Annotated in this window: 15 protein-coding genes and 1 pseudogene; all 16 read right to left on the bottom strand. The window is 32.3% G+C overall.

Annotation, left to right across the window (positions count from 1 at the left end; all coding sequences use genetic code 11):
* Positions 1-106 precede the first annotated feature (106 nt).
* The 16 genes and pseudogenes from IEO70_RS04520 to IEO70_RS04445 all read right to left on the bottom strand — a co-directional run bounded on the left by IEO70_RS04520 (position 107) and on the right by IEO70_RS04445 (position 17,500).
* Positions 107-1,432: a polysaccharide biosynthesis tyrosine autokinase gene (locus tag IEO70_RS04520; protein ID WP_190997168.1), complete on the bottom strand. Its 1,326-nt coding sequence runs from the start codon at positions 1,430-1,432 to the stop codon at positions 107-109.
* 200 nt (positions 1,433-1,632) lie between these two features.
* Positions 1,633-1,902: a hypothetical protein gene (locus IEO70_RS04515; RefSeq protein ID WP_190997167.1), complete on the bottom strand. Its 270-nt coding sequence runs from the start codon at positions 1,900-1,902 to the stop codon at positions 1,633-1,635.
* Between the two features lie 886 nt (positions 1,903-2,788).
* Positions 2,789-4,516, bottom strand: a complete 1,728-nt coding sequence (locus IEO70_RS04510) for a phospho-sugar mutase (RefSeq protein ID WP_190997166.1) — start codon at positions 4,514-4,516, stop codon at positions 2,789-2,791.
* A 73-nt stretch (positions 4,517-4,589) separates the two neighbouring features.
* Positions 4,590-5,582 (bottom strand): UDP-glucose 4-epimerase GalE, encoded by a 993-nt coding sequence (gene galE / locus IEO70_RS04505; RefSeq protein ID WP_190997165.1) that lies wholly within the window; start codon positions 5,580-5,582, stop codon positions 4,590-4,592.
* A gap of 99 nt (positions 5,583-5,681) precedes the next feature.
* On the bottom strand, positions 5,682-6,104 hold the full coding sequence (gene tagD, locus IEO70_RS04500; RefSeq protein ID WP_190997164.1) for a glycerol-3-phosphate cytidylyltransferase: 423 nt from the start codon (positions 6,102-6,104) through the stop codon (positions 5,682-5,684).
* Between the two features lie 182 nt (positions 6,105-6,286).
* Positions 6,287-7,726: a flippase gene (locus IEO70_RS04495; protein ID WP_190997163.1), complete on the bottom strand. Its 1,440-nt coding sequence runs from the start codon at positions 7,724-7,726 to the stop codon at positions 6,287-6,289.
* 21 nt (positions 7,727-7,747) lie between these two features.
* Complete coding sequence (gene glf, locus IEO70_RS04490) at positions 7,748-8,854, bottom strand: UDP-galactopyranose mutase (protein WP_190997162.1); 1,107 nt, start codon at positions 8,852-8,854, stop codon at positions 7,748-7,750.
* A complete protein-coding gene (locus IEO70_RS04485; RefSeq protein ID WP_190997161.1) occupies positions 8,851-9,873 on the bottom strand; it encodes a sugar transferase in 1,023 nt (340 codons plus the stop codon). The genes glf and IEO70_RS04485 overlap by 4 nt, the downstream gene beginning before the upstream one ends.
* An 18-nt stretch (positions 9,874-9,891) precedes the next feature.
* Complete coding sequence (locus IEO70_RS04480) at positions 9,892-11,043, bottom strand: glycosyltransferase (protein WP_190997160.1); 1,152 nt, start codon at positions 11,041-11,043, stop codon at positions 9,892-9,894.
* Positions 11,044-11,122: 79 nt separating this feature from the next.
* Positions 11,123-11,938, bottom strand: a complete 816-nt coding sequence (locus tag IEO70_RS04475; RefSeq protein WP_190997159.1) for a LicD family protein — start codon at positions 11,936-11,938, stop codon at positions 11,123-11,125.
* A gap of 22 nt (positions 11,939-11,960) precedes the next feature.
* Positions 11,961-12,675, bottom strand: a pseudogene (locus tag IEO70_RS04470) (DUF4422 domain-containing protein).
* A gap of 25 nt (positions 12,676-12,700) precedes the next feature.
* A complete protein-coding gene (locus tag IEO70_RS04465; protein WP_190997158.1) occupies positions 12,701-14,116 on the bottom strand; it encodes a hypothetical protein in 1,416 nt (471 codons plus the stop codon).
* Positions 14,117-14,145: 29 nt separating this feature from the next.
* Positions 14,146-14,748 carry a sugar transferase gene (locus tag IEO70_RS04460; protein WP_328820868.1) on the bottom strand — a complete coding sequence of 201 codons (603 nt, stop codon included), beginning with the start codon at positions 14,746-14,748 and terminating at the stop codon, positions 14,146-14,148.
* 104 nt (positions 14,749-14,852) lie between these two features.
* A complete protein-coding gene (gene galU / locus IEO70_RS04455) occupies positions 14,853-15,734 on the bottom strand; it encodes a UTP--glucose-1-phosphate uridylyltransferase GalU (RefSeq protein WP_190997156.1) in 882 nt (293 codons plus the stop codon).
* A gap of 332 nt (positions 15,735-16,066) precedes the next feature.
* Positions 16,067-16,783 carry a CpsD/CapB family tyrosine-protein kinase gene (locus IEO70_RS04450; RefSeq protein ID WP_190997155.1) on the bottom strand — a complete coding sequence of 239 codons (717 nt, stop codon included), beginning with the start codon at positions 16,781-16,783 and terminating at the stop codon, positions 16,067-16,069.
* Between the two features lie 30 nt (positions 16,784-16,813).
* Entirely contained in the window at positions 16,814-17,500 is a 687-nt protein-coding gene (locus IEO70_RS04445) for a YveK family protein (RefSeq protein WP_235973491.1), read from the bottom strand.
* Positions 17,501-17,761: the final 261 nt, after the last annotated feature.

Here is a 17,761-nt window from a genome sequence, read left to right as displayed (position 1 = left end):
ACAACATGGCCGAGTGCCTCCATTGATAACGGATAGGAAGCCTCTCCACTTCATTTCGGTTAAATTTTTATATTCTCTAAAAGCATCAAACAAAGTATTTTTTATATTAATAGTCATTATCACTAGATTTTTTCTTATTTAGGATTACACCCAATAATTTTGTACTTGTCTTTTCTAATATTTTTTTAGCTTTTTGTGCTTGTTCGATTTCTGTCTCTCCACTTGAAACAACTATAGTAGCTGCATCGCAAAATTTAGCAAGAATTTGCGCATCAGATACAGCTAAGATCGATGGTACATCCAGAATGACTAAGTCAAACTGCTGATTTAATATCTCAAGAAGACTCCCCATATCTTTGGATACTAGTATTTTAGTTGGGTCAGGTGATGCAGGACCGCTAGTCAATATTGATAGATTATCAACTTTTGTCTTTGTAACTACTTGGTCAAGAGTTGCTTTTCCACTAAGTATAGTGGATAATCCTCTAAGATTATCTGCTTTAAATAAGTTATGAACATTTGGTCCCCGCAAATCAGCGTCTAATAACAATACCTTACGACCTTCTTGTGCAAAGGCAGTAGCTAAATTCGCTGCTGTTATTGATTTCCCCTCTCCCGGATTAACTGAAGTAACCATAATTGATTTTAATTCATGTTTAATTTCAGCATATTCAATATTAGTCCGCATCGTTCTATATTGCTCAGTAAATGTAGTTTGTTCATTATTGATAATTAACTTTTGTGGTTCGGGTGTTCTTTTGCTAAGTTTACTAATTACACCTATCACCGGCAGATTTAAACGTGTCTCGATATCCTTTTCTGTTTTCAGCGTATGATCAAGGAAAGCCAATAAAAAGGCTAAACCAACGCCCACCGTTAAACCGACAACCATTGCAATCGCTAAGTTCAATACACGATTAGGTTTAACAGGAGTCTCATGTCCCTTAACTTTCGCTTCTGTAATAATCGTTACATTATTGATATTCATGATATCGGCAATTTCCTTTTGAAATACCTCAGCTGTTTTATTTGCAATCCTAACAGCTGATTTAATACTCTTATCCTCTACTGTGATGCTCATTATTTGCGTATCGTCTTCACTTGATACAGTGATTATGTTATTTAAATCATCAATTGAATAATCTAAGTTAAGTTCATCTTTCACTTTTTCTAAAACAGTTGAGCTTTTAATCATAATTCTATAAGTTTTAATGAGTTGCACATTCGTTTCTACTTCGTTAGAATCATAAAGATTATTTTCATTGCCCGATTGATTAACAAGAATTTGCGAAGTTGCTTCATATGTAGGTGTAATAACAAAATAACTGATAATGCCTACTATAATCATCGTAATCGCTGTCAGAGATAAAATGAGTAAGCTTCTTTTTTTTAGAATATGAAATATCTCCTGAATACTAACTTCTTCCCCCATCTAATCACCTCTAGCGAACATATTTACCTTTCAACTATTTTCTTAATATACTAACTATAGTTAATTTTTGTGAATAATTAGAGAAAACACAATGGCACTTATGTTACTATCTTCTACACTTTAGAGTTAAATCAAAAGGCAATAGAAAGCATTCCATTTTACTCTTTATTGGAATGCCTTACATTAGCTAATTGAATTAATTAAATATAAGGCACAACAAAAACAGAAAGAATGATAGATAATGCACAAACCCCAATCGCCCAAGAACTAAGAGTAATTTCACCTAGTTTCATAGCAATAAAGCCTAATATGATACCAATTCCTCCTAGAACATATGGAAAGTAAAATAAAGAGACTACACCAAAAAGAATTCCGATATATCCAATCGCCTTGGAAATAGCTGATACTTTTTTTGCCGATTCATATGCTTCTTCACTTTTAGACAGATGAGAAGACTGTTTAGTTTCCATTTGTAATCACTCACTTTCTTTCCTTAAGGAATAAGCCTTATTACTATATAGACAAAAAGTGCACAATAAAAACCTTATCTGTCATTTTATATACAATATTTATGAATTTATTTTTAGGAGAATTTAAAATGAACGAGGCTTGGAATCAAATGTATAGCAAACTCTTGAATTAATTAGCGCACTAATGGAGTTGTATTCGAAGGGTATGGTGGGCTTCACACGATTTACGGAGTTGCTTAATCAGGATCCCAATATTGAAGACCGTAAAAAATGTAAGGGCAGCGAAAAATTTCACATGCAGGGGAAACAATCACTTTTGTCGATCCATCAGGTGCCAGCAAAACAACGATTTGTTCACTGATACCAGATTTTTTATGTTGGAACTTCTGGAACGATTACAATCAACAGATATGATAATTACGATACACACTGAATTATCGTTGTCACAGAAGACGGCATTGCCAAGCAAAGAACATATGCATAATTATTAAAGCAAACGGTTTGTTTAAAAAGTTCCTGATACTAATCTCAATAACCTTTTTCGGTAGACAGGGGAACGTGGAGGACTTTTGACATATTCAGCGGACAGTACAATTCATCAATGCATGATCCGCGACTATTTGATTCAAGGGACATTATTGTTGGATTGGTTGTTATTTTTCAGTGCTTTTATTTGCTTGCATGCCGATGCTCTTATCTAATTTTTTCTTCAGCTTCTCTAATTCTGTATTTGTTTTGACTGACATAATGAATTATCCTTTTTTAGTCTATTGCTTAAACACATTTAAGAAAGCGCTTTCCCTCGACTTCTATATTAATCCCGATATTGAGGTCTCCCGTGTAAAAAACATAAGAGAGACCTCAATATCAGGAGATAGTAAAGTTGTTACTTAACAAGCTCATTAACTCGTTGCATGACATCTGTTTCTAATTCTTGCAGCAGTTGCTGACTGTCTGCCTGTGATTCTCCACACACAGCGAAATAAAACTTCATCTTCGGCTCTGTACCTGAAGGTCTTAGGCAGAACCATGACCCGTTCTCACAATAAAATTTCAATACATTTGATTTAGGCAATACAAGCTTCGTTTTTTCCTTAGCGATCAAGTCGCAGCGTTCACCAGATTGATAATCTTCAACTGCAACAACCTTCACACCAGCTATTTCTGTTGGAACTTGCTGACGGAATTCATTCATCATAGCTTCAATTAACGCTGCCCCTTCTTTCCCTTTAAGCGTTAACGATTTAATTGACTCTTGGAAGTAACCAAATTGGTCATATAAAGAAAGTAAGCCATCATATAACGACATTCCCTTTTCTTTATAAAATGCTGTCACTTCAGCCACCATCACCGCTGCTTGGATAGCATCTTTATCACGAACAAAATCACGAATTAAGAAACCATAGCTTTCTTCATAGCCAAATAAAAATTCATTTTCTTGCTTTTGGCAGCACTCTTCAATTTTTTCAGCAATATATTTAAAGCCCGTCAACGTATCCTCTGCGTATACACCAAATGACTTTGCAATCTCGACACCCATTTCAGATGTTACGATTGATTTTAACACCATACTGTTTTCAGCTAATGTTCCTTGTTCTTTCTTCTGTTTGATTAAATAATGAATAAGGATAGCACCGATTTGGTTACCAGTTAGAATTGTGTAATTACCTTCTTTATTTCTCACAGCTACACCCAGTCGATCAGCATCGGGATCTGTCGCCAATAATAAATCCGCATCCATCTTCTCACCGTAGGAGATTGCCAATTTAAACGCATCATGTTCTTCAGGATTCGGCGATTTCACAGTTGAAAAATCCGGATCAGGCAGTTCCTGCTCTTGTACCACTGTTACATTTTCGAATCCAAGTCTCTTTAGACCTTCTTGCACTAACTTGTTGCCGGTACCATGAAGAGGAGAATATACAATTTTGATATCTTCCATTTTTTTGTTTTGTAGTGAAATATTTTGCAATTGAGACAAGTATGCTTCATCAATTGTTTCCCCAACGTAAATCAACAGACCTTGTTGAATTAAAAGTTCTTCTTCCATTACCGGGATTTGAAGTTCATCATCTATTTGATTAATATTGTGGATAATTTGCTCCGCTGCATCCGGTGTGATTTGACTTCCGTCTTCTCCATATAGTTTAAAGCCATTGTAAATTGAAGGATTATGACTAGCTGTAATCATAACACCTGCAAATGCTTCTAAATAGCGGACAGCAAACGATAATTCGGGAGTCGGGCGCAATTCATCGAACAAATACGAACGTATACCGTGGTTCCCAAGCGTCTTAGCAACTTCCAGGGCAAATTCTGCTGACTTATGGCGGCTATCATAAGCAATCGCCACACCACGTTCCTTCACTGCTTGACCTTGCTCATTCATATAGTGCGCCAATCCTTCTGCTGCTTTACGCACTGTATAAATGTTCATTCGATTCGTACCGGGACCAATTTCACCACGCATACCTGCTGTACCGAATTCCAAATTGCGGTAAAACATGTCCTCTAATACTTTTTCATCTGTTGCATGTTGTTCTAACTGTTCTTTTAATTCTTTTTCTAAAACAGCCGATTGCTGCCAATTGTTTGCTTTCACTTTCCAAGCCATTTAATACACCCCTATTAAAAATACCTATAGTTAAAAAGCCCGCCTCATAATGAGACGGGCTAAAAGATCAATTTCATTTATCCAAATATCCATTTGGATGGTTTTTATGCCACACCCACGCATTTTGGATGATTTGAGAGATATCCGTATACTTCGGATTCCATTTTAAAATTGCCTTAGCTTTGTCACTGGAAGCAATTAACGTACTAGGATCTCCGGCTCTTCTTTCACCTTGCACGACATTGATTGGCAAGCCTGTTACCTCTTTTGCCACATCGATGATTTCTTTCACCGAATAACCAGTCGCACTTCCTAAGTTGAAAATATTACTATCGTTACCTTCTGATAAATACTCTAATGCTAGAATGTGCGCATTAATTAAATCCACAACATGGATATAATCACGAATACATGTACCATCCGCTGTATTGTAATCATCTCCAAAGATTGTAATACTTTCTCTCTTTCCTTGAGCTGTTTGCAATACTAACGGAATTAAATGCGTTTCAATGCGGTGATCTTCACCGATTGTCCCATCTAAACTAGCACCAGCTACGTTAAAATAGCGAAGAGATACAAAACGAATACCATATGCTTCATCTGCCCACTTCATCATTTTTTCCATCATCAGTTTAGATTCACCATATGGATTGGTAGGATTCGTTGGCTCTTCTTCCGTAATAGGAATATTTGTAGGCTCACCATATGTAGCAGCTGTAGATGAGAATACAATCTTATCTACATTTCTTTCCTTCATAACCTCAAGCAATACCATCATACCGTATGTATTGTTGTGGAAATATTTTAGTGGATTCGCCATAGATTCTCCAACCAGAGAATGTGCAGCGAAGTGCATCACCGCATCAATGTTTTCTTTTTCAAAAACATTATCTAAAAAGGATTTATCACGCATGTCTCCGATATATAAAGAAACATTTGAAGGAACAGCTTCCTTATGACCAGTTTCTAAGTTGTCCACAACAACAACCTCGTGACCTTTTTCCAAAAGACCTTTTACTGCGTGTGAGCCGACGTAACCGGCCCCGCCGATAACTAGGATTTTCATAACTTCTCCTCTTTCTTTAGTTCAAATGAGTTTATTCTAACCGATAATTTAGATTCAATAAATAACCTCTAATCATGAACTGATATTAGAAATTAATATCTAAACCTCTTTAACATTTGAAGAGTTATCATTAAAGAGATCTGATTTTATCTTTGTAGTGGAGACTCCAACAGTACGCGGTAAATATATTACTTCGCAATATTCCGCTAAGAAGTCAAACTTGCCTTCCCAATCGTCCCCCATAAGAAAAATATCAATTTTATTATCTTTAATGTCCTGAACTTTCTGTTCCCAAGTGTTTTCAGGAATGACCTTATCAACGTAACGAATTGATTCCAACATTAATTTACGATATTCGTAACTATAATATGATTTTTTATCCTTCAGCTGATTAAATTCATCTGTTGAGAGACCTACTATTAATTCGCCTCCTAATTCTTTTGCCCTTCTAAGTAGATTTATATGACCATAATGCAGAAGATCAAATGTACCGTATGTTAAGATTCTTTTTCTAATTTTCATTTTTTCCTCTCCTATATCCTATTAAAAAACAAACTAATAATGCTTAGAAGTTTAAATATTTTGGCTAAAATCTTTTATTAACAGATTATTCTTAGAGCCTGTTTGACATAAAAAGAAAACATTCACACAAAGTGAATGTTTTCACATTAATTTAGTTTTAAATTAAATATATTAACAAACAGTCAAGACTGGATAACCTTCCCTATAATTTCCCATCCTTTAGAAAATAGCTTTTTATTCATATCTGATTGCAATAAAAATAAGATAGCAAAATACGAAATAGCTCCTAATACACATTGGATTATAGTTGTAAACATCCCGATGCCCATTATAACACCCAAAAATCTAATAACGCCGAACATTATGGCACCAGAAAGGAAATATTTCCATATTGGAATGAATAATTTCTTTAACTCAATATCACGTCTCACCCAATAAATTTGAACCAAAGTAACCATGCATTCAGCTATTACTGTTGCTATAGCCGTACCAATGGATAAGAAATGCTTTATCAATAATAAGTTTAGTGAGAAATTAACAAGCGCACCCACACAGACAGATGATGTATAACCTCTTACCTTTCCAACAGGCAGTAAATATTGTTGTCCTAAAACATTACTCCAAGCAATAAAAACAATAGCAGGACTAATTACCCCTATTAAAATACTAGTCTTGCTATATCCGGGACCAAAAAACCATGGAGTGAATTCATTGGCAATTCCAGCTAATCCAAACATCATAGGAATTGCAAGATAAGATACAAAATCAAATGATTGATACAAATAATTTCTTACCTTAGACATTTCTCCCTTCGCAAATGTATTAGCTACTCTAGGAAGCATGACCACTCCCATTGCCGTAACAACAGCTAAAACCACCTTAACTATCTTGTCCGAGTTATCAAAGAAACCTACTTCATCCATATTTGAAAAATAACCTAGCATCGTTTTATTTAAAACAATGTAGACTTGAATCGCAATCTGGGGTATGAATAGTTGGATAGACGGAAGGAAATGCTTACTTATATCTTTCCACTTTAGTTTCACTTTAATAACAGTTTTCGGTAAATAAAACCATAACGTTAAGTGACCAATTAACTGTGATGCTGATAAAATGAAGACATACTTCCATAAATCTGAAGTTGTTTTTACAAAAACAAATATGAGAATAACTCCCATTAACCTTACTATTAGATTTCTTATGACTGTTTTCTTAAAATCTTCTAATCCCATAAACAACCATGAAATATCAACAGCCGCAGCAATGATGTAAAGAGACTGAAATACAAAAATATTTTTGAATTCATCTGTTATATTTAAATAAAATAAGAAAACACCATAAGCAGTTAAAGTAGTTAAGATCTTTAATATAAAAATTCCCCAAAAGTTTCGACTAAGCTCTTCTTTATCGTCTCTAACATATGCTATAGTACGGTTACCATAAAGGGAAATGCCTATTGTGCCGAATAAAACAAAATACTGAACAATAGAGTTCGTATATGCATTAGTACCAATACCACTACTTCCTAATACCCTTGAAATATAAGGAATCGTTATTAAAGGTATAATCAATACTACAATTTGATAAGCCACATTGTAGAAATAGTTTTTTGCTATACTCATATAAAAATTCCTATTTCTACATTATTTAAATTCTACTTTTACAGCTTCTAATGCTGCATCGATGACTTGATGCATATCATAGTATTTATACATCCCCAGTCTGCCACCAAAAATCACATTTGGAGTTTTATCTGCTAATTCAAGGTACTGTTTAAAAATAGTATTATTCTTATCATCATTCATCGGGTAATAAGGTTCATCACCTTTTACCCATGTTTTCGGGTATTCCTTTGTAATAATTGTTTTAGCTTGTGTACCGAATTCAAAGTGTTTATGTTCAATAATTCGAGTATATGGTGTTTCTGCATCAGTATAGTTCACTACAGCATTCCCTTGGTAGTTTTCTACATTTAATGTTTCATTTTCAAAATGTAAGCTTCTATATTCTAACGTTCCAAATTCATAATTAAAGAACTGATCAATCATCCCTGTATAAACAATTTTAGGGAAGTCTTTTAAATACTCATCCTTTTTATCAAAGAAATCGACACCTAATTCAACATCAATTAAATCACTTGATAGCATCTTTTCAACTAACTGTGTATATCCACCCTCTGGAATCCCTTGATATTTATCATTGAAATAATTGTTATCATATGTGAAACGAACAGGTAATCGTTTAATGATAAAGCTTGGAAGTTCTGTTGCTTTTCTTCCCCATTGTTTTTCTGTATATCCTTTAATTAATTTTTCGTAAATGTCTGTACCAATTAATGAAATAGCTTGTTCTTCTAAGTTTTTAGGCTCATCAATTTGTACTGCTGCTTTTTGTTCCTCGATTTTTGCCTTTGCTTCTTCTGGAGTAAATACACCCCATAATTTATTGAACGTATTCATATTAAAAGGCAGATTATATATTTCACCATTATAGTTTGCTATAGGTGTATTCGTGTAACGATTAAACTCAGCAAATTGATTCACATAATCCCAAATTTCTTTATCATTTGTATGAAAAATATGCGCTCCATATTTATGCACATTAATATCTTCCATTTTTTCTGTATATACATTACCAGCTATGTGATTTCTTTTATCAATAACCTTTACTCTCTTGCCTCTTTTAGCTGCTTCGTAAGCAAAAACACTTCCAAATAAACCAGATCCAACTACTAGATAATCGTACTTCATTTCATTTCCTCCATTAAAAGGTTAACCGCTCTATTTATAGATGTTTTACAAAAATGACCATTTCTTATTTTTCCCGCCATGCTAATTACATTATTTTTCATAGTACTATACTGCTTTTCTGTTACTTTAGAAAGTTCATGATCAATATTTTCTAAAGAATTTATCGCAATTCCTAAATTATGTTTTTCTATAAATTTAGCTAGTGCTGCTTCCTTCCAAATAATAACTGGCAATCCACAACTCAAATACAAAGATGTTTTATGAGGATTATTATATTTCATATACTCACCAAATAAACCTGAACAAGTATCAACCGAAGTTCCATCCCATATTAAACCGAATTTACCATTCATACGATTTGGCAACTCATTTGGAGGGAATGCTCCGATATATCTGATATTTTTTGCTTTGTATGTTTGAGGATTTGGACCATATAAAATTAATTCATTATTCATATTCGAAATTTCACTCAAGAATTCCGATTTTTGCAGATTACCAGCAAAAACAATACCATTATTATTAGTTTCTTGGAATGCACTATGATTATGATAATCAAAAATTTCTAAGTCAATAATATTCCTTTTAACACCAATTTCCTTTAAAAAAGAAGTCATTTCTTCATTATGAGAAATGATAATATCAAACTGATTTAATGTCTTTACCTCTTCAGCAATCACTTTTTTATCAGCTTTATTTCTTATCGAGTCTATGTCATGTACAACCAATATACTAGATAATCCTTTTTGCTTTATTGTTTTATATAGAACACTAGCAAAAGAACTCTTTCCGTATATTGGATACTGAATTATTACAATATCATCCTTATTTAAATTAGATAATTTTCTTTTTACATTACTATTCATAAACAATAATTTTTCTAATTTACTTACAGATCGATCAAAAACAATTTTAGGGATGCCCATTTCACTAAAGAAATGGTTCATATCATCTCTTGCTTTTGAACCTGCATGAAAATGTGCAGGTTCTATAGTTTCTATTGAATATATACGTCTTTTCATAAAAGTACTCCTATTTTATTACAAACAGTTATTATATCTAGTTTGATCATTGTTACTCTCAGCATTTAAATAAAACTCAGCTAAATCATCAGCTACATCCTTAATGTCATAACCTGACTCTTTCACTTGAAAATAACCATTACATCTATTTCTACTATGGTTATGTTCTTCCTTTAATATCGCATCTGCCCACTTTTCAGGTTTATCTTCAAGTGATAAAAAAGAAACAAACTCTGAACATTTTGTTTCACTTGCTATTGAGTCTGAAATAAAACATGGTAAACCTGCTGTTTGTGCTTCTATTAATGTCAATGGTAAGCCTTCATATAATGAAGGAAATAGTAATACATCCATCCCCTGAATTAACTTTGAAACGTCATTTCTTAAACCTAAAATTTTAACACTATCTTTAAGATTTAAACTGTTTACCATTTCAATAATTTCTTTTTTTGTATTTCCATCTCCTATAAGTAAAAGAACAGCATTTTTATTTTTCATATATATTTGATGAAACACCTGTATGAGAAATTTATGATTCTTTTGAGTTTCAAATCTTCCAACATGACCAATAACAAATTTTTCGTTAATGTTCAATTCTTCCCTTATATCCCCACGTACTACTGGAGAATATTTGAAAGAATCTAAGTCAATACCATTTTTTATTATCTGTATTTTATTTTCACTCAATATTTCTTGTTCATAAAACCATTTTGCTGCCTTACTCGAACATGCAAAGAAGTGAGTAGCATTTTTGGCAACAATCCCCCTACCAATATTGTGCAATTTCATCTTGATAATATTATTCTTATCATTATATGAATTATGCGAATGAACAATTATCTTAGGTATCTTAAACTTTTTCGCCCAATAAAACGGCATAAATTTGTGTAATGAATCATAATGAAAGTGGATAGCTTCATATTCTTTTGCATGATGTTTAAGAAATAAATACCATTCAATTAGATGTTTACACACATTTTCTTTAATTGGAGTTATACTAACTTGTCCCCAACCTTTTTTATCCATTTCTTCTTTATAATCATTTTTCCCAAACTCACTTACAAAATCAAAACGGAGCTCCTTATCTTGTATATTGGAATATGTGGTCATTAAAAATTTCGAAATACCCCCGCCTCGAGCCATTCCACCAACTACAAGTACTCTCTTCATTGTCCACCTCTGCTCTAGTTAAAATCTATAAAATATTATTGTTAAACCCTTATTTTACAATTCCAGTTTTTCTGTATTTCTAAATAGTTTTGGTATTATGTTTATTTTTAGCATCTTCCCTTGGTGGAGTCATATAATCGCCATACATTTGCGACAGTACGAAATTAAAATTTTTAGGCGCTATCAATTGTTCAGTCTCAAATTCATATTTTTCTGTATCATCGTATATTTCTCTTAGAAACATTTCTTTAAATTTATATGCCCCCATAAAATTCACAACATATTTAGAATTATGGTAATTGTATTTCTTTAAAGCTATATCTAATTTATTCATACATTTTTCTGTATCTAAAATTCTCTCGAAGTTAATCATTTTACCTATTTTTATTAATATATTTTCATGTAGTGGCCTATTAGGTAAATTTTGATTAACTATTACTGAGAATTGAGAATACTGTAATGTAACTCTTAAATATAACAATCTAATTTTATGAAAAAACCTAACAAGTCTATTGTTAGGCATACCATCAAGTGGAAAAATATCAATCCAGGCATTTCTAATTCTCTTCTTAATTGCAGAGTTATCTTCAATTTCAAAGTTAATATTCTCTACCCTTGAAAAATAAATAGTTTTCTCATTTCCTTTTTTAAAGTTTTTATATATATAATCACCATGCAATTTTTGATCTACAATTTCAAAAAAATTTTCATAGTCTTCCCTTGGCATTGCTATATCAATGTCATCATCCCAAGGTATAAACCCCTTATGCCTTACTGCTCCTAAAAAAGTACCTCCCATTAAGAAGTATCTTAAATTATTTTCTTCACAAATTTTCACAACATCTTTTAATATTTCTAATTCAACTAATTGTAGTTCCCTTAAAGGTGTACTCATTTTAGATATCCTTTCTAAAAATCTACATTTCTAATTGGTTTATAGTAAATTTTCTTTTAATAAATTGAAAGATTTTCTTAGGCCAATTCTGATTCTCCATATGCACTACAGGTACTTCGATATAATTTACATTATGAACTTCAATCCATACATCTAATAAGCGCTCACTAATAAATCCGAATACTCTAGCTTGATATGTAGAATAATTTGAAATATCAATTTTTTTCTAGTTCAAATAAGATTTCAAATAACCATTCACAATAAGCATCAAAGAGTTCTTTTTTCATCACAAACATATTAAATCTATGTCCTGAACGTTTATTCATAATCATATCAAAAGCACTAACGTACTCTGGATATTTCTCACTAATAATATCTTTTGTTAATTCCAAATCTCGGCCATAATGAGCATTGACATACTGTGACTTATTTGTTTCAATCCAATAATTTCGTTTCTTAGGAAAAATTGCATCATATCCTTTTAAAAGTTCTTGAGCTTTGTCTTTAGTTAATATATTCTTTTTCTTTTCTGAACCAATAAAAAAAGACTTGCTACCAAAGTGTCTTCGATAATGAACTAGTCCTAAATAATCAGTATCTATATTTTTCCAAGCCCAATACATCGCTGTAAGCTCACAATAATTTGGGTTTTTAAGCGAGATATTTTCACCTGTATTGTCACCAATATATTCCAAGGAACTGTTGATTGCCTTCCCTACTTGAATTGGTAAATACATTTGGTCTTCTGGCATCTCATACTTTTTATGTGTTGCTACAATAATTTTTATATTCAATCAAATTACTCTCCTTGCTCAATTCATCTTTCAATAATTGTCGAACTACTATAAAAAAGAAAAACATAATTAAATAACAGCTTTCAGACCAACCAAAACTTAAAAAGGATATTATTATATAGAAATACACAAAAAAATGGGCTGCATCTTTAATAGCTATAATCAATTGACAATTTTCATGATTAATCGAAATGGCTTGTTTACTTAATAGTCGATAATCCTTTAAAAGTTTATTTAAGTAGAGAATAATAAAGATCATACAGACTGTACCAAATTCTGCTAACCAGCCAAAAAATATACTTAAGATAGGATAAAAATTTTCTGGTACATAAACGTTATGATATTCCCAATTTCCGGTTGACCACAATGGAACGTTTTCGAATAAATAGAAATTATGATAGTCCCAACCAATTCCGGTTATTAAATGCTTTAACCATATAATTATAAGCCCTATAGTTCCTCCCGAACGATTCATAGCAGATCCACTTTGTGCTTTATTAAATAAATTTTCATTTAAAATTTCCATCATATAAGTATTGCTTAGACAATAAACAATTCCTATAGAACCTAAAAATACAAACATAATAGCTGTAGTTACTTTTCTTTTCCACGGCAAACTCATCCAAAAAAATGCAAAAATCATTAAAATTGCAACAAGACCAGTTGTTGTTTTTGCGAAAAATAAGATTATTACGATACTAGTTAACAAAATATAAAAAAATGTAGGTTTATATTTTTTAGAACTTGAGAAAATATTCACTTTGTTTTTTATAGATGCTAATATAAACGGTACGAATACTATTAATAATTGTGCTGCTAAATAACCAGCTTCCGGATTTAAACCATTGATTCTTCCCATTGTCTGTACATAGCTTCCATTGTCATACCATGATCTATCAAATCTATGCTCAAATAATCCAATTATACTTACAAGCCCATCAAAAAGACCTGGGAATATTACGTATAAAAGTTGAATATAACTAATTGCAAGAATAATAAATAAAGAGATTATATTTCCTCTTATAAACCCTCTAATATCTTGCATATTATTGATAAAGTATTTGACAGCAAAATAGTGAATAAAAATACAAGTTAGAAAGATACATAGCTTTATAAATTGTTTAATAGGATTTATATTTAACGAATCATTCCCTATATAACCATAACTTATAAGCATTGCTAACAATTGAAAACCTAAAACAATTGCTATAAATATAAATACTTTCGTATTAAATAATCTTTTTAATTTTATTTTAGTTCCTATTATAATTGAGATTATTATTAGCAATAAATAAAAATAAATAGGTAATTCTCTCAAATAAGAGATAGGTAACTCAATAAAATTTTTAATAAATAAACTTATTGGTAAAAGTAAAGCTGACATTGATATACCTCTAACCTTTTTAATTAACCTTAGTAAGCACCTTTTCTAGCAATTACTTGAAAAACGGTTTTAAACATAATTTTTATATCAAGTATAATTGATTGATTGTAGACATAATACAATTCAATATCAACTCGTTCTGGATACTTCACATCACTTCTACCACTTGCTTGCCAATACCCTGTTATCCCTGGCTTAACGGATAAAAACTCTTCTACTCTGTTTTTATATTCACGTAGCTCTTCTTCAACAACTGGTCTTGGGCCTACAAGACTCATATTACCTTTTAAAACATTATAAAACTGCGGTAGTTCGTCTAAACTTGTCTTTCTTATAAACGCTCCCAATTTTGTAATTCTAGGATCTTCACTAGGTTCTAATTTATAATCATTTTGAATATATTTTGCATATAATACTTGATTCTCTTTTAGTTTCTTCTCAGCATCCATTACCATAGAACGAAATTTATAGATATAAAATTCATTTCCGTTTTTCCCGATTCTTTTTTGTTTAAAAAACATGGGACCTTTATTATCACCGATTCTATAACAGCAGAATAATACTAGGTAGACAGGAATAGTTAAGAGTAATCCAACAATCGATCCGAAAATATCAATAAATCTTTTTAAAATTCTATATACATTACTCTGTTTTACTCTTCTGTCATTAAATACTTTGTCCGTTGTTGTTACTTGCTTCTTAGCTGTTGAAAAATCCAAATCTATTGTTCCTCCTCTTATACAACTTCTTTTTCTTTGTTCAACATTTCTTCTAAGAATGTTAAAAGATCTTTTCTAAGACTTGGATCTTTAATTGCAAACTCAATAGTCTTTTGAATAAACCCAAACTTTTCACCTACATCATAACGTTTACCTTCAAAGTCATAAGCAAACACATTTTGAATTGTATTAAGTTTTTGAATAGCATCTGTTAATTGAATTTCTCCACCCGCTCCAATTTCTTGCTCTTCTAAAAACTTGAAAATTTCCGGTGTAAATACATAACGCCCCATAATAGCCAAATTTGATGGAGCTGTTCCAGGTGCGGGTTTTTCAACAAAATTACTCACTTGGTAACGGCGGCCTTCACTTCCACAAGGGTCAACAATTCCGTAACGATGTGTTTCATTTTCCGGAACAGTTTGAACTCCAATTACTGAAGAAGAAGTTTTTTCGTATTCATTCATCAATTGACGTAATCCTGGTATTTCCCCTTGCATAATGTCATCACCAAGCAACACAGCAAAAGGTTCATCCCCAATAAAATTACGTGCACACCATACAGCATGCCCTAAACCTTTTGGTTCCTTTTGACGGATATAGTGGATGTCTACTTTTGAAGATGCTTGTACTTTTTCAAGCAAGTCAAACTTTTGCTTTTCTAACAAATTATGCTCAAGCTCAAAAGAGTAATCAAAATGATCCTCAATAGCTCGTTTTCCTTTACCAGTAACGATAATAATGTCCTCAATTCCTGATTCAATTGCTTCTTCTACAATATATTGAATCGTTGGTTTATCAACGATTGGCAGCATTTCCTTAGGCATAGCTTTTGTTGCAGGTAAAAATCGTGTACCTAATCCAGCAGCTGGTATAATTGCTTTTCTAACTTTTTTCATCTATTCTCCTCCTAATATAAAATAGTTAATGAAAAAATATGTCCAACACATATTCTTTCATTAACTATTTAAAAAATATTTTATTATTATCGGGCATCTAACCCACCCTCACATCATACCCTTGACAACGCGCGCATCTAAGGATGTCTTCCTTACAACATCCCACAGTACAACCGAGTGCCTCCATTGATAACGGATAGGAAGCCTCTCCAATTCGATCATTATATTAATCTTTCATAAATAGACTTTAGTTTCTCACTTTATAGCCAATGAAAAGAGACAGCTATATTTGAAATCAACTGTCCCAATGCGAGTATTCCATCCGTTCAACGTTAAATCGCCTTTTCATCATGACCATAATAATAGTAATAATCGTTCTTCTCTTGCTTTTTATTGTTTAGAACTACACCTAATAATGGTGCATTAGAGGATACTAATAATTGTTTCGCCTTTTTGCCTTGTTCTGTTTCTGTTTTGCCATATGACACAACTAAAACGACCCCATCGACATGCTTGGATAGGATTTGCGCATCAGATACCGCTAAAACAGGTGGTGTATCAAGAATGATTAAGTCAAATTCCTGACCTAACATTTCGAGTAAATGCTCCATTGATTTGGATGTCAGCAGTTCAGCCGGATTTGGTGGTATAGGACCACTTGTTAAAATCGATAAATTTTCAATTGATGTTTCAATGATTGCATCTGTTAAGGCATGTTTTTTCGTTAATACACTCGATAAGCCGATATGATTATGGACACAGAATTTCTTGTGAACTGTTGGCTTTCTTAAGTCTGTATCTACTAATAAGACTTTTTTTCCTTGTTGAGCAAATACAATAGCTAAGTTACAAGATGTTGTCGACTTCCCGTCACCAGGGGTGGCCGATGTAACTAAAATGGATTTTATATCTTTATCAATCGCCGAGTACTCAATGTTTGTTCGAACCGTTCTATATTGTTCTGCAATGACTGACTTTGAATGACTGCTTGCTACTAAATGATGACGCAAAGTCAAATTTTTCTTTTTCTTGAAAATTCGCTTGAACATTTCATTCTACCTTTCTGTTCAAAATTCGCTTTATTCTAATCCTTCAAATGTAGGGATAACACCTAAGATTGGAAGTTCCAAATGCTTCTCGATATCTTTTTCTGTTTTAAATGTGTTGTCCAAATACTCCAACAGAAAGGCCAATCCGATACTAGCCATTAATCCGACAACAAGTCCAATTGCTGTGTTTAATAGAGTATTTGGCGATACAGGAGATTCATTCCCTTTCACTCGTGCCTTCGACAAAATTGTGACATTGTTCACATTCATAATATCGACAATTTTCTCCTTAAACACTTGTGCTGTTTTATTTGCGATATTTACCGCATTAAGGATACTTTCATCCTCAACTACAATATTCATAACTTGAGAGTTATTTGCGCTTGATACTGAAATTTTCTTATTTAATTCCTCTATCGTTAAATCCAATTCCAAATCATCTATAACAGATTGCAAAACCGCAGGACTTTTTATAATCTCATTATACGTATTAATCAACTGGACGTTGGTTGAAACTTCATTAGAACTATAAATGCTATTCTCACTTTCTGCTTTGTTAACTAAAATCTGTGAAGATACTTGGTACTTCGGAGTTAAGCACAAGCTACTAAACATTCCTGCTACTAATGCTGCAATAATTGTTATTATTAAGATAAGTGCTGCTCTCTTCTTTAAAACTTGAAATAATTCCTGTAGACTAATTGTCTCTTCCATCATGTCCTCCCATTAACCGCTTAAGAAATAAATTATTACTGCTCTTCCAATATATATAGTTCGAAAAGTTTTTCTAAGAAAACTTATACACATCAAAACATACTTTAAAATAATAAAAATTCGGATTAATATTTACCGTTATCCGTGAAGTCGATGATCTTTAAAACTCCCTAGTGTCTTCAGACATAAAAAAACTCTTCCGGATGCTCATATTCAGGTTAGCGAACCCGAAATATCTTTGCTTCTCCGGAAGAGTTTTAAAGG

The organism is Peribacillus faecalis (genome assembly GCF_014712675.1).
Taxonomy (GTDB): domain Bacteria; phylum Bacillota; class Bacilli; order Bacillales; family DSM-1321; genus Bacillus_AD; species Bacillus_AD faecalis.
This window is presented reverse-complemented; position numbering and strand designations above follow the sequence as displayed.

Excerpts from the sequence above, each read along its gene's own strand:
- IEO70_RS04520 (WP_190997168.1), bottom strand. The coding sequence starts at position 1,432 with ATGGGGGAAGAAGTTAGTATTCAGGAGATATTTCATATTCTAAAAAAA.
- IEO70_RS04515 (WP_190997167.1), bottom strand. The coding sequence starts at position 1,902 with ATGGAAACTAAACAGTCTTCTCATCTGTCTAAAAGTGAAGAAGCATAT.
- IEO70_RS04510 (WP_190997166.1), bottom strand. The coding sequence starts at position 4,516 with ATGGCTTGGAAAGTGAAAGCAAACAATTGGCAGCAATCGGCTGTTTTA.
- galE (WP_190997165.1), bottom strand. The coding sequence starts at position 5,582 with ATGAAAATCCTAGTTATCGGCGGGGCCGGTTACGTCGGCTCACACGCA.
- tagD (WP_190997164.1), bottom strand. The coding sequence starts at position 6,104 with ATGAAAATTAGAAAAAGAATCTTAACATACGGTACATTTGATCTTCTG.
- IEO70_RS04495 (WP_190997163.1), bottom strand. The coding sequence starts at position 7,726 with ATGAGTATAGCAAAAAACTATTTCTACAATGTGGCTTATCAAATTGTA.
- glf (WP_190997162.1), bottom strand. The coding sequence starts at position 8,854 with ATGAAGTACGATTATCTAGTAGTTGGATCTGGTTTATTTGGAAGTGTT.
- IEO70_RS04485 (WP_190997161.1), bottom strand. The coding sequence starts at position 9,873 with ATGAAAAGACGTATATATTCAATAGAAACTATAGAACCTGCACATTTT.
- IEO70_RS04480 (WP_190997160.1), bottom strand. The coding sequence starts at position 11,043 with ATGAAGAGAGTACTTGTAGTTGGTGGAATGGCTCGAGGCGGGGGTATT.
- IEO70_RS04475 (WP_190997159.1), bottom strand. The coding sequence starts at position 11,938 with ATGAGTACACCTTTAAGGGAACTACAATTAGTTGAATTAGAAATATTA.
- IEO70_RS04465 (WP_190997158.1), bottom strand. The coding sequence starts at position 14,116 with ATGTCAGCTTTACTTTTACCAATAAGTTTATTTATTAAAAATTTTATT.
- galU (WP_190997156.1), bottom strand. The coding sequence starts at position 15,734 with ATGAAAAAAGTTAGAAAAGCAATTATACCAGCTGCTGGATTAGGTACA.
- IEO70_RS04450 (WP_190997155.1), bottom strand. The coding sequence starts at position 16,783 with ATGTTCAAGCGAATTTTCAAGAAAAAGAAAAATTTGACTTTGCGTCAT.
- IEO70_RS04445 (WP_235973491.1), bottom strand. The coding sequence starts at position 17,500 with ATGATGGAAGAGACAATTAGTCTACAGGAATTATTTCAAGTTTTAAAG.